Origin of the sequence: Aminiphilus sp. (assembly GCF_029975095.1) — a bacterium.
In the GTDB taxonomy this organism is placed as follows: domain Bacteria; phylum Synergistota; class Synergistia; order Synergistales; family Aminiphilaceae; genus Aminiphilus.
Map to the genome: position 1 here is coordinate 1 of NZ_JARKPW010000074.1, position 12232 is coordinate 12232.

Genomic DNA, 12232 nt, shown 5'->3' on the forward strand with positions numbered 1-12232 from the left:
GAAGGGGATGGTGATGGAGATGGACAGGAGAGAGAGGGTGATCGCCGGAAGGATCATGTGCGCCGCCCCGCCCCGCCCCAACGCGGGAAGCCACCCCAGGCGCACCGAAAAGAGGTAGACCAGGAGGAAACCCAGCCAGAAACTGGGAATGGAGACGCCGAAGAAGGCGAACGCCCGGGTGAGCTGGTCCGGTATGCGGTCTTTGTAGAGCGCCGCCAGCACGCCCAGGGGGACGCTCACCACGAGGGTCAAGAGCAGCGACACCCCGGTGAGAAGGAGCGTGGCGGGGAGATAGTAGAGAATTTCGTCGAGCACGGGTTTCCCCGTCACGTAGGACCTGCCGAAGTCGAGGCGAAGCGCCTTTCCCAGCCAGGTGAAATACTGCACGGGAAAGGAGCGGTCGAGACCCAGCATGTGCCGGGCCTCGACCAGGGCTTCCTCCGTGGGAGGAATCTGGGACAGGCGCAGATAGGCCATGGCGGGATCCCCCTTTGCACTGCGGAGAACCAAGAAGACCGCCACCGAAACGAGAAACAGAATGGGCAGAAGAACCGCTATTCTTCGAAGTACGAACCGTAGCATTCCGAAAACCCCGCAGGCCTGCGCCCGCCTCAGCGGGACATCTTCTCGAAGGGGATCACGTTGTCCATGGGGGTGAACGCCACGCCCTTCAGGTCTTTCCGGTAGACGGTAACCAGCGTCATGTAGGTGAGGGGAAGATACACCGCCTGTTCGTGCAGCGTGGTGAGAATCTCCCGGTACAGCTCCCGCCGCTCCGTCTCGTCCGTGGAAACGAGCACCCTGGTGATCTTCGCATCCAGTTCGGCTTTCATGGGAAGCCCCGACTGGGCCTGGTAGTCCGCATGAGAGGGCGTGCGCATGGAACTCACCATGGAATGCGGCTCGTAGGGAGCGCCCCAGGTCTCGTTGACGATGAGATGGAACTCCCCGTCCTTCTGGCGCTTGTAGAACGAGTCGGGCTCCTCGCCCAGGAGGGTCACCTTCACCCCCACCTTGCGGAGTTCCGCCTGGAAGATCTCGCCGATGGCCTTCTCCAGGGCATTGTTGCCCACGAAGCAGAACTCCAGAGCCAGCTCCACCCCGTCCTTGGTGCGATAGGGTTTCCCCTCCGTCTTTTTCCATCCCGCTTCGTCGAGAAGCGCCTCCGCCCTGGCGGGGTCATGAGCATAAGGAGGAAGCGGGATGTCGCAGTAGGGCATGGAGGGAGAGAACAGGGCGTCCGCCTGTTGCTGCACACCGAGGAAGACCGCCTCCGTCAGGGCCTTTTTGTCTATGGCATGCTGCAGCGCCCGGCGAACCCGGAGATCCTTCGTGGGCTCTTTTCCGGAATTGATGGCCAGCGCCAGAGTACCCATGGTGGGACCGGACACGCCCGTGCCGAACCGCTTCTGCGCCTCCAGGCGACGGAACGTCTCCAGGCTGATCTGGCTGCCGCCGCCGAAGATGAGGTCCAGTTCCCCCGTCTCAAGAGCCACCACGCGGCTGTCCGGATCGGGGAGCACCTTCACGAGGATCTTGTCGAAGAAGGGCCGGGGACCCCAGTAGTGTTCGTTCCGCACGAAGAGGTCGTACTCCCCCTTCTTCGTCTCCGCCAGGACCCAGGGTCCCGTTCCGACGGCCTTCTTCATGCCCTCCGCGGTGTTGCCGCTCTCGGGAAAGGCCGAGGGAGCGAGAAAACGCAGGGGGCGGATGAGGGCCAGTTCCTGCAGAAGAGGATAGTAGGGATTCTTCAGGTGAACCTTGAGGACGTGAGATTCCGCCGCTTCGGCGCTCTCGATCTGGTTCACCATGTCGAGCCAGGAGTGGCGCTTGCCGTTGGCAAGCACTGCGTCGATGTTCTTCTTTGCCGCCTCGGCGTCCCAGGGCGTCCCGTCCGAGAAGAGCACGTTCTTTCTCAGGAAGAACGTGTAGGTCTTTCCGTCCGGGGAGATTTCCCAGCTCTCGGCCAGACAGGGCTCGACGGTTCCACCGTCGCCGTAACGCACCAGCGGCTCGTAGACCATGGCCTGGGCGTACATCTGGTTGGGGGAGTAGAGATGAGGATTGAGATCCCCCGCGTCGGCGTGCCATGAGAAGGTGAGGATCTTTTCCTCCGCCGACGCGACCCCCGCGAGGCAGAAAAGCAGCAGACTCAAAAACAGAATCCGAAAAAACAATCCTTTCCTGTACACCGTCATCGCTCCTTTTTCTCTTCCGATACGACCCGGACATGCGTGCAGGCCCGCGAGAGCGATCCCGCATTCCCTTCCGCCCTTGCCTTCCGCGGCATCCGCTCCGTTCTTCCGTCTGCCTTCTTCAGCTTTGCCACCCTCACGCCCTTCTGCGTGCTCCCGTTTCCCGTTCTTCCGCGGACATCGATTCTCCCGGAATCAGTTGTCCGGAGTCGATCCGAAAAGTTATTTTTTTCACGAGTAACACGTTTTTCAATTTTGTTGTTATCCAACGGACCATACACCTTGCTTCTGCGCCTTGTCAATCCATTTCGGAATCCATGGAGGACACGCCCAAAAGATCAGCATAGATCAATTTCTCCTTGCTCTTTTTCTCTCGTTTTTCCTTCTCCATAGGCACCGCCCTGTCCGGATTTTTCGCGGGCGGGACAAACGGAGGGGCGAAGGAAGATTCTCCTTCGCCCCTCCGGCGTTTCCTCCTTCGTTTCTCTTCGATGTTTCCGGGGTCTTTTCCCCAAACCGGCCAGGCTTGAGGACGTGGTGATGCGGTCCGCCCTTTCGAGAGCCCGCGACGCGCACCTCCGGTTCGGGTCCGGGTTCAGACCCGGTCGAACCCGGCCTCAGATCCGAAGTCCCGCTTCGTATCCGGAACGGGTGGCCTCCAGAGCATTGCTCACCGAAACCGCATCCCCCACCGCCACGGCGTCGATTCCTGCAGTCCGGAGGGCGTCGCAGAGGGAGCTGTCCGGAGCGGAACCGAAGGCGAGCACCACCGTTTCGGCGGGAAGGCTCTTCGCCTCTCCGGAGGTCTCGGTGAGCACCCGGTCCATCCCGATGCCGACGATCTTCGTGTTCGTCAGGATGGTCACTCCGTATTTCGCGAGGAGTCCCATCAGGTGAGGTCGCCGGGGAGGACTGTCGTCTCCGGCGACGGCGGAGAGCATCTCTACGAGGGTGACCCGCTTGCCCAGAAAACCCAGGTGCGCGGCGGTCTCGGCGCCAACAAGGCCGCCCCCCGCCACCACCACGTTCCCGCCCACGGAGATGGTGCCGGCGAGCACGTCCTGGGCGAGCACAACATTGTCTCCGTCGATGCCCGGTATGGAGGGTCTGAGCGGCACGCCTCCGGTGGCACAGAGCACAAGGTCTGGCGAAAGCGCCCGTAGGGAGTCCACGTCGGCCTTCGTCTCCAGGCGGACCTGGACTCCCAGTTTTTGCAGCGCCTGGGCCGCCCAGGCGGCGTAGCTCGCGAACTCTCCCTTGGCGGGAGGATAGGCCCCCAGGGCGAACTGGCCGCCGAGAAAGGCACGGTGCTCGAAGAGGGTCACGCGGTGCCCCCGCAGGGCCGCCGCCCGGGCCGCCTCGATTCCCGCGGGACCGCCGCCGACCACCGCCACGTTCTTCGGCGCGGAGGTCCGCGAAAGGTCGTCCGCGTACTCGAAGCCGATGGAGGGGTTCACCAGGCAGCGGATGGGCTTGTTCGCCTGGAGCAGATCGAGACATCCCTGCATGCAGCCGATGCACTGGCGAATGTCCTCCCATTCGCCCTCCCGAGCTTTGCGGGGCAGGTCCGGATCGGCGAGGGACGCCCGGGTCATGGCGACGAAATCTGCCTTGCCCGAGACGAGCAGGGCCTCGGCGAGCAGGGGATCGTTGATTCTTCCCACGGTGATGACCGGAATGGAGACGGTCTTCTTCAGTTCTTCCGCGTAGTGCACCCGGAAGGCGTGGCCGAGATACATGGGGGCTGTGGCCCCGCCGTCGCCGTAGGTGCCGAAGGAGAGGTTCACGTAGTCGATGCGGCACTCCCGCTCCAGAAAGAGGGCGATTGCCCGGGTGTCCTCCATGGTTCTCCCTCCGGGAACGTATTCCTCGGCGGAGATGCGGACTCCCAGGGGAAATCCCCTGCCGGTCCTGGCGCGGATTTCCGCGATGATCTCGCCCAGAAAGCGCAGGCGGTTGCGCAGGGAGCCTCCGTAGCTGTCGGTTCGCCTGTTGGCGTAGCTGGAGAGAAACTCCGCCACCAGATAGCCGTGTCCGGCATGGACCTCCACGCCGTCGAATCCTGCCCGTTCCGCCCTGACCGCGGCATCGCCGAAGCGGGAGACGAGCCGTCCGATGTCCCTTCCCGCGGCATCTCCCGGCGCACGGGACAGGGAATCGGTGACGGCGCCGAGGGCCGAATGCCTCCGGTGGTCTGCGACGTGGTCTGCCGCCCCGCGTGGAGAAGCTGGGCGAAGGTCCTGCTCCCGTGTCTGTGAATGGCCGCGGTCATCCGGGAAAGCCCCTCGATCTGTCCGTCCTCCCAGATGCCCGCCTCGTTGGCGAAACCCTTTCCCGCGGGATCGACCACGAGGGCCTCGGACATGATCAGGCCGTAACCGCCCCGGGCCTTCGCCTCGAAGTAGTCCACAAAGCGATCCGTCGCCCGCCCGTCGTCGTCACAGTAGTTGGTGACCATGGAGGTACAGACGATCCGGTTCGGAAAGGAGACTCCGCCGATCTTGCCCGGCGTGAAGAGCTGTTGCAGCGTCACCTCCGCCATGTCTCTGGAAAATCGCAGGCCATTTTCCCCGTCCGCTTGTCGAGAGCACGCAAGGGTCGGCGCTCCCCTATGAGGCGCACTCTCCGGACGGAGAAGCTCCGTCTTCTCGCCCGGAAGACTCCTCCGGAGGAAGGGGTTCCAGAGCGGCACGGAGCCCCGCGAGGTTCGCGCCGCGGCGGACGGCGATGATCTCCGCCAGAACGGACACGGCGATCTCCTCGGGGGTCTCCGCCTTGATGGGGAGCCCCACGGGCTGGTAGATCCGGTCGAGATGCTCCCGGGACACGCCGCTTTCGAGCAGGCGTTTCCGCACGAAGGCAATCTTCCGCCGGGAGCCGATCATGCCCACGTAGGCCGCAGGCTTGCCGTCCAGCAGGCGCACCACCTCGGCGTCGAGGGAGTGTCCCCGGGTGACGATCACCGCGTAGGTTCGGGAAGTGAAGGGAAGTCCCCTCGCCTCCACTTCGTTCAGCGGACACGCCAGCGTCCGTCCCCAGGGAATGTTGTCAGCATTGGCGAACTCCTCCCGTTCGTCCCAGACGGTAACCCGAAAACCCGCGAGGGAGGCGAACTGGGCGATGGCTTTTCCCACGTGTCCCGCTCCGAAGACAAGCACGTCGTTCTCCCTTCCCACCACTTCGAGGTAGACCGCCACGCTGCCTCCGCAGGCAGCACCGTCCATGGCGGCCTCCGTGGCGTTCAGGGTCTCCCGGTAGAGTTCTCGCTCGCCCCCCTCCTGCAGGAGTGCGAGAGCCCGGGTAACGACCCGGTGCTCCGTGATGCCGCCACCGATGGTCCCGAGAATGCTCCCGTCGGGACGCACCCACATTTTGGCGCCCATGCTCCGGGGCGTGGAACCGATCTCTTCCACCACCGTGCAGAGAACGCCTTCACCCGTTCCATGGAGCGCCTCGGAGAGAATCTGAAAAAGAACGTCATCCATTGCACAACGCCTCCTTATTCGTGAATCTTGCCGCACAATGTTCGGGAGCTACTCCCGACACCGGGCATGCGGACAATCCGTATCCGAAAAGACGAACCGAGAAATCGGAGCTCTTCCTCCGGAAAGGAAAACCCTCTCCCCGCCGGAGATGACATTCCACCGCACCGTCTCGGCTGAAGCTTCCGCCCGGGGCGTGTTCCGACGGAAACATCCACCGGGACAGAAGAATTTCGTTTTCAGCAGAGCGACGAGGACGAAAAGTGCGGAAAATCCTCCGCTTCTCCGGCCTCCGAGGGCCCCTTCCGGGGAGTTTCGGCGTTCCATTCGACAAAGCGCTCCGGAATGGCATAGACGTTCATGCGTCCTCCCCGGACGAAACCGCAGAGAGTGATTCCCGCCCGTTGCGCGGTGGCGATGCCCGCCTCCGTAGCGGCGGAGACGCTCGCCACGAGGGGAATGCGGACCAGCGCCGCCTTGAGAACCATGTCCCGAGGCAATCGCCCCGAGACAGTGAGAAAAGTCGCCTCCAGAGGATGCGCCTTCTCCACCGCCCATCCCACGACCTTGTCCACCGCGTTGTGCCGCCCCACGTCCTCGGCGACGGAGAGCCGTTCGCCATCTCGCGAAAAAAGCGCCGCTACGTGCACGCACCCCGTGGAGCGGTAGAGCGGCGCCTCGGAAAGCGTCTTCACCGCCGCCGCCACGGTCTCCGCCGAAAGACGCCACGTCACGGGCAGAGGCGCGAGCGTCACCTTCTCTCGGGAACGTACGCCGGGAAGCGCTCTGGTTCTCCGGACGGAAAGGATCTTCTCCGAAAGGTGCATTTCAACCACGTCCTCCCGGTTTTCGATGAGACCCCGCGTGGCGAGATGCCCCAGAGCCCAGCGCTCCTCATCCCCCTCGGTCAACAGGCCCGACGTCAGCTCCTCGCCGTCGAGGAAAAGCGTCAGCTCCCGCTCGGAAAGCACCGTGTCCCGGAGGGAGCTGAACCCCTGCCCCCGGTCGTAGCGCCAGATCAGGAGCTTCCTCTCCCGCCCCCCCGCCTCATTCACCGTCACGATTCTTTCTCCTTTCCGGAGCGTCCCCGTTCCCTGAGCACGCTTCTTCCCGAAGACTCTGTTCCCTGGCGAAATCCGCAAGGGAGACCGCGGCGAACTCCCGACGCAGGGCTTGCGACGCCCGGGCAAAAATATTCTTGAGGACACACGCCTCGGGCGAAGAACGGCAAAAGGCGATGTCCTCGCAGGGCGCCACATCGAGCGGGCCGTCGAGTGCCTCGATGATCTCCGTAAGCGAAATCTCCTCCGCCGGGCGGGAGAGCGAATACCCCCCTTTCGCTCCCCGGATGGCCGCTATGAGTCCGGCCCGTTTGAGCTGGGCCAGCAGTTGCTCCAGATACGAAACGGGCAGGTTCTGGCGCTCCGCCACATCCTTCGCCATGGTCACCACCCGCCCCTCCGCCAGGGCCAGTTCGAGCATGGCCCGAAGGCCGTAGCGCGAGCGCGTGGACAGTTTCATTCCCATGTTCTCCGCTCCCCCTCCCGAAACCGTACCGACGCCTTTCACCGCATTTCGCGCCGGTACAGTTCTGCTGTATCATGAGATCAACGGAAAAAACGCTCCCGCCGCAGTCGGCGATATATCGACAGAGCCTCGCAAAAGAAAGTTTGTTTTCCGACAGAATTACTGTACTATAGAGAGCACTTCCTCCTCTGTCAACGCAGAGAGGATAAGGAAACCACCGGAAGGAAACGACAGCGACGAAGGGACCTCTTTCGTTCGGAAGCATCCGCCCTCCGCTCCGATGCCACAAAAAGACGCGCTGCGGATTCCGCCGGACGGGAGCGACCTCCTGGAACACGTTCCATCCGGCACCGCACGAGAGAAACTCATGAAAGGGACGAACGGAAAACCATGACGGATCTTCAGCAAGAACGCCTCGACGCACTGACGACCCTGTTGCGCGACTTCGGAAGCGTCGCCGTGGCTTTTTCCGGCGGCGTGGACAGCACGCTTCTTGCCGCGGCGGCTCTCCGCACCCTCGGGCCGGGCCGAATGGCGGCGGTGACCGCCGTTTCCGCCACGCTCGCCGAGGAGGAGCGAGGGGACTGCGCCACCCTCGCGGCGGCGCTCGGCATGCCCCACTTTTTTCTTCCCCTGTCGGAGCTGGAAGAACCAGCCTTTGTCCGGAACGACGGGGAACGCTGCTACCACTGCAAACGCTTTCGTTTCCTCCGTCTCGTCGCCTGGGCGGCGGAGCGGGGCCTTACCTGGGTACTTGAGGGCTCGAATGCGGACGATCTCGCGGACTACCGCCCGGGACTCCGGGCGGTGAGGGAACTCGCCGCTCCCACCCCGGGGAGTGCGGGAGTCCGCGCTCCCCTGCTGGAACTCGGGTTCACCAAAGAGGACATCCGGGCCATCTCGAAAGCGTGGGGGCTGTCCACGTGGAACAAGCCCGCGGCGGCCTGTCTGGCCTCGCGCATTCCCTACGGCGTCCCCCTGACGGAAGAGCGGCTGCGCCGTGTGGGCGCCGCGGAGGCGGCGGTTCGGCACTTCTGCTCTTCCGGAACGGACCTCCGGGTGCGGGACATGGACGACACGGCACGCATCGAGATCTCTCCGGAGGCGATGCCCCGTCTCGTCACGGCCGAAGCGACGGAAGCGCTCCTTCGGGAGTTTGCCTCCCTGGGGTTCCGCCACGTGGTCCTCGACCTGGGAGGATACCGCCGGGGGAGTCTGAACGAGGCACTCGGCCTCGGAGCGCCGTCTCCCGCGCCGACCGGGGGCGGTACGGACGCGTAGGGCGGGGAGCCTGCTTTTTTGACAGGGCTCGTCCGGGGCCGAACAGAAAGAGCGGTCGGACGCTGGAGACATGAGGATCCGCGGCAGCACCCCGGCCGGAGGGCCTGTCGTTCGGAGAGGAGAAGATCGCGATGGCATTGGAAGACGGAATCGAAGAACTCCGGCGGAGCGCGGAGCATAGGGGCGGTTTCGACATCGTCCCCTGGGAACTGTGCCGGAAGATCGCCCTCCGGGAAGAGATCGCTCCCGGAGCGGTGGAGCGGGCCGCCCTGGAAAAGGGGCTCGTTCCCTCGCGCTACGAGCGGAGCCTGGGGACGCTGGGCATTGCGGGACAGGCCCGCCTCCTCGCCTCCCGAGCGGCGGTGGTGGGCTGCGGCGGCCTGGGTGGGCTGGTGGTGGAACTCCTTGCCCGGGCAGGGGTGGGACATCTCGTCCTCATCGACGGGGACACCTTCTCGGACAACAATCTGAACCGGCAGATCCTCTGTACCGAGGCGGACCTGGGGAAAGCCAAGGCCCTGGCGGCGGCGGAGCGGACGAAGGCGGTGAATGGCGCCGTGGAGGTCTCGCCCTTTCCGGGCTTTCTCGACGCGGACAACGCCGCCTCGCTCCTCGACGGATGCGGCGTCGCGGTGGACTGCCTCGACAACCACCGCTCCCGGAGGATCCTCTTCGACGCCTGCGCCCGGATGGGCATTCCCGCAGTGCACGGCGCCATCGCCGGATTCTGGGGCCAGGTGGGAACCGTTCTGCCCGGCGACCGGACGCTCCTGGATTTCTGGGGAGACCAGGCACCGGACAAGGGGGTGGAGATCACAACGGGCAATCCTCCCTTCACCCCGGCGCTCGTTTCCTCCCTTGAAGCAGCGGAAGCCGTGAAGGTCCTTCTCGGCATGGAGGGAATCCTCCGCCACCGGCTGCTCTGGTTCGACCTGCGCGTCCAGGAGGCGCAGACCCTGCCCCTGAACTGAGAGAAAGAGAGGGATTTCCGTGGAGGAAGCGGCGTTCCGGGAAGCAGACGTGGTGGTCCTCGGCGGAGGACCGGCGGGAAGCACCTGCGCTTCCGCGCTGGCGGCGTGCGGCTTTTCCGTGATTCTGGCGGAGCGCCGGCTCTCGGGAGGCGACAAGCTCTGCGGCGGCTGCCTCTCCGCGAAAACGCTCCGCCTTCTCGCGGAGGAGCTGGACCTCTCCGCCGCAGCGCTCGCTGCGGAAGGGCTTCTCGAAGCCGTTTCGGAGCGCTTCGCCTTCGCCTACGGGCTCGGCGACTCCTTCGAGGAGCGCATCGACCCGCCCCTCCACTTCGTCCATCGGGGTCGATACGACGCGTTTCTCCGGGAGCGGAGCCGCCGCCTCGGCGTCGTCGTCACGGAAGCGACGGCGCTGCACGTGGACCCCTCCTCGGGGACGGTTCGCCTCGCCGGAGGCGGTTTCCTCCGGGGACGCTTTCTCGTGGGCGCCGACGGCACGCAAGGCCCCTCAAGGAAGCCCCTTGCAGCTGTTTTGCCCGAGGACAACCGGCGTCCCTCCGCCTTCGCCCTCCAGGCGGTCATTCCCCGGCCAGCGTGGCCCGAAGGGCCGGACCACCCCTTCCTTTTCTGGAACATTCCCCCCGGAGGCTACGGATGGCTTTTCCCGGGACGGACACGCCTTCTCGCGGGGCTCGGCGGCGAAGGAAAACCTTCGTCCTGGAGCCGCTATCCGGCGCTCCTCCGGGATCTTCTCCGCCGGGTCGGCGCGCCGCCGCCAACACCGGGCACCTTCCGGGGCGCCTTCGTCCCCCTCGCCGGAGAACGGCGAAAGGGGTCCCTGCAGATTCCTTCCGGAAAGGAGCGCCTGCTCCTCGTCGGCGACGCCGCAGGATTCGTTCACCCCGTCACGGGAGAGGGCGTTTTCTACGCCCATCTCTCGGGGCTCTGCGCCGCCCGAAGCATCGCCGCAGCGCTGACGGAACGGGCGAACCCCCTCGAGCGCTACGAAACGTCCCTCGCGGGCATGCATGCCGAGTTCGCCAGGACGACCCGGGCGAAATGCTGGCTGCATCTCCCCCTCGGCCCCCTGGGCAAATCCCTGTTTCGCGCCGCCTTCCGGCTCGGCGGTGCATCCTTCGTCCGGGCCGTGCACTGGGGAGCACCGTTCATCCCGGAGGAATGAAAAAGGCGCGGCGTGCCCGGGATATCCTCCGGCACGCCGCACAATCCTGATTCCGTTGCCCCCGATCGCTCTTCAGAGCTGGTGAAAGATCTCCCCATAGGCCTCCAGGGCGGCAGAGTAGGCCTTCTTCCGCTCGATCTGAAGACATTCCTTGATATAGATCTTGCTCCCCGACAGATCCAGGGGGACCCGCGCACCCTTTTCGTCGGTCACGTACACCTTGGGCTGGAGCATATTGCCCTCCGAGGCGGACACCACCGTGGCGATCCGCTCGTCCGAGAGGCGCACCACGCTCCCCGGAGGGTAGAAGCCGATACCGGAGATGAAACAGCGGCACACGTCGGGATCGAAATGCTCCCCACTGTAGTAGAGGATGATGTTCAGGGCCTCCTTCACGGAAACGGCACTCTTGTAGATCCGGTTCGTGGTGAGGGCGTCGAAGGCGTCCGCCACGTGGACGATGCTCGCGAGAAGGGGAATCTGCTTTCCCGACAGGCCGTCGGGGTAGCCCTTGCCGTCGAACTGTTCGTGGTGGCTCCGGATCGCCGAGAGAACAAGGGGATCCGTGACGCCCGCCCTTCGGGCGAGTTCCTCGCTGTGCAGCGAGTGGTGCCGCACCAGGGAGAATTCCTCGGGAGTGAGCTTCCGGGGGGAACCGAGGATCTCCTTCGGGATCAGCAGTTTCCCCAGATCGAAGCAGAGACCCGCCACGATGGCGGCCCGAACGAACCCCTCGGGAAAGGGGGCGGAAGCCGCGTCCAGGGACTGGACGCGCCTCGCCAGATACCCCGCGAGAAGGGATACGTTGAAGGAGTGCACGTGGAGATATTCCTCGTGGTTCCTGGGCTCATTGAGGGACATGAGCACCTGGGAGGTGCGGGCGAGTTCCGCCTCGATCATGTCCGCCACGGCGAGGAGTCCCTCCAGGGAAAAAGGTTTTCCCTCATCGGGAGGCGCCTCGAAGGTCTCCGCAAGCCCGCGGAGAATCCGCTCGTTGGTCTCGAAGTCCACGAGGCGCACCGTGGCATCCAGAGATTGCACGAGCGCGGAGACCTCCTCGGTGTCCATCTCCTCCACCCCGAACTTGAGGTTTACTTCGCGGATTCCCGCATTCTCCAACTTTCGGAGGATGCTCTGGCGCTGCTTTTCCGTGGCACCGATCTCCTCCACGCGGGTTCCCCAGGAGAGCAGCACGGCCCCTGCGACAACAAGATCACTGGCCAGGGTTGCCTCGGGATGGTCGAAGATCTGGTCGACAGGTACGGTACGAATGTAGGCTCTCGGTTTCTTCATGACCGTCGTCGCATGAAAACGACACGCTCCCCCTTCCTCGGACTCTTCCCCTCGCTCTTCGGACGGGGTCACGACCGCCGCCCTGCCCCCTCCGATCCGATTCTCCCCCTGTTTTTTGGAGATGCCGGATACGCCTTCGTCATCATATTTTTTGATTTTACACTTTTTGAAAAAAAGCGTACAACCCCGGCGACATGATTTCGAGGAACACCCGGAAAGGAAACGAGTCACCATCCCCCGGAGTTCCCGGGGTGGTTCTCTCCGTCGCACAGACGGTACCCCCAAAATGCGGAGCATTCCCTG

At 64.4% G+C, this 12232-nt stretch carries 10 protein-coding genes and 1 pseudogene; 3 read left to right on the top strand and 8 right to left on the bottom strand.

Annotated elements, in window-relative coordinates:
* The 7 genes and pseudogenes from Q1K49_RS04590 to Q1K49_RS04615 form a co-directional block, all read right to left on the bottom strand.
* Nucleotides 1–582, bottom strand: a 582-nt coding sequence (locus tag Q1K49_RS04590) for an ABC transporter permease subunit (RefSeq protein WP_300523317.1), incomplete at its 3' end; no start/stop codon positions are given.
* A 29-nt stretch (nt 583–611) separates the two neighbouring features.
* Entirely contained in the window at nt 612–2198 is a 1587-nt protein-coding gene (nikA, locus tag Q1K49_RS04595) for a nickel ABC transporter substrate-binding protein (protein ID WP_300523318.1), read from the bottom strand.
* 614 nt (nt 2199–2812) lie between these two features.
* Nucleotides 2813–4501 carry an FAD-dependent oxidoreductase gene (locus Q1K49_RS04600; protein WP_366146037.1) on the bottom strand — a complete coding sequence of 563 codons (1689 nt, stop codon included), beginning with the start codon at nt 4499–4501 and terminating at the stop codon, nt 2813–2815.
* Nucleotides 4396–4737: pseudogene (locus tag Q1K49_RS14855) on the bottom strand (NADH oxidase); the annotation flags it as partial. The gene Q1K49_RS04600 and the pseudogene Q1K49_RS14855, both read right to left, overlap by 106 nt.
* Before the next feature lie 67 nt (nt 4738–4804).
* The gene (locus Q1K49_RS04605; RefSeq protein WP_300523321.1) at nt 4805–5680 is read right to left on the bottom strand and encodes an XdhC family protein; all 876 of its coding nucleotides are present in this window, start codon (nt 5678–5680) and stop codon (nt 4805–4807) included.
* 236 nt (nt 5681–5916) lie between these two features.
* Nucleotides 5917–6738, bottom strand: coding sequence for a formate dehydrogenase accessory sulfurtransferase FdhD (gene fdhD, locus Q1K49_RS04610; RefSeq protein ID WP_300523324.1), 822 nt, complete (start codon nt 6736–6738; stop codon nt 5917–5919).
* The gene (locus Q1K49_RS04615) at nt 6725–7204 is read right to left on the bottom strand and encodes an Rrf2 family transcriptional regulator (RefSeq protein ID WP_300523326.1); all 480 of its coding nucleotides are present in this window, start codon (nt 7202–7204) and stop codon (nt 6725–6727) included. The genes fdhD and Q1K49_RS04615 overlap by 14 nt, the downstream gene beginning before the upstream one ends.
* 390 nt (nt 7205–7594) lie before the next feature.
* Here Q1K49_RS04615 and larE point away from each other — a divergent pair, with 390 nt between their 5' ends.
* The 3 genes from larE (at nt 7595) to Q1K49_RS04630 (ending at nt 10636) form a co-directional block, all read left to right on the top strand.
* Complete coding sequence (gene larE, locus Q1K49_RS04620; protein WP_300523328.1) at nt 7595–8485, top strand: ATP-dependent sacrificial sulfur transferase LarE; 891 nt, start codon at nt 7595–7597, stop codon at nt 8483–8485.
* A gap of 131 nt (nt 8486–8616) precedes the next feature.
* Entirely contained in the window at nt 8617–9456 is an 840-nt protein-coding gene (locus tag Q1K49_RS04625) for a HesA/MoeB/ThiF family protein (protein ID WP_300523330.1), read from the top strand.
* 19 nt (nt 9457–9475) lie between these two features.
* Nucleotides 9476–10636, top strand: coding sequence for an NAD(P)/FAD-dependent oxidoreductase (locus Q1K49_RS04630; protein ID WP_300523334.1), 1161 nt, complete (start codon nt 9476–9478; stop codon nt 10634–10636).
* A 72-nt stretch (nt 10637–10708) separates the two neighbouring features.
* Here the strand turns inward: Q1K49_RS04630 and Q1K49_RS04635 are convergent, their stop codons facing one another.
* Nucleotides 10709–11929 carry an HD domain-containing phosphohydrolase gene (locus Q1K49_RS04635; RefSeq protein WP_300523338.1) on the bottom strand — a complete coding sequence of 407 codons (1221 nt, stop codon included), beginning with the start codon at nt 11927–11929 and terminating at the stop codon, nt 10709–10711.
* Nucleotides 11930–12232 lie beyond the last annotated feature (303 nt).

What these genes read in the sequence shown, in the direction of transcription:
- nikA (WP_300523318.1), bottom strand. Translation starts at nt 2,198, where the DNA reads ATGACGGTGTACAGGAAAGGATTGTTTTTTCGGATTCTGTTTTTGAGT.
- Q1K49_RS04605 (WP_300523321.1), bottom strand. Translation starts at nt 5,680, where the DNA reads ATGGATGACGTTCTTTTTCAGATTCTCTCCGAGGCGCTCCATGGAACG.
- Q1K49_RS04615 (WP_300523326.1), bottom strand. Translation starts at nt 7,204, where the DNA reads ATGGGAATGAAACTGTCCACGCGCTCGCGCTACGGCCTTCGGGCCATG.
- larE (WP_300523328.1), top strand. Translation starts at nt 7,595, where the DNA reads ATGACGGATCTTCAGCAAGAACGCCTCGACGCACTGACGACCCTGTTG.
- Q1K49_RS04625 (WP_300523330.1), top strand. Translation starts at nt 8,617, where the DNA reads ATGGCATTGGAAGACGGAATCGAAGAACTCCGGCGGAGCGCGGAGCAT.
- Q1K49_RS04635 (WP_300523338.1), bottom strand. Translation starts at nt 11,929, where the DNA reads ATGAAGAAACCGAGAGCCTACATTCGTACCGTACCTGTCGACCAGATC.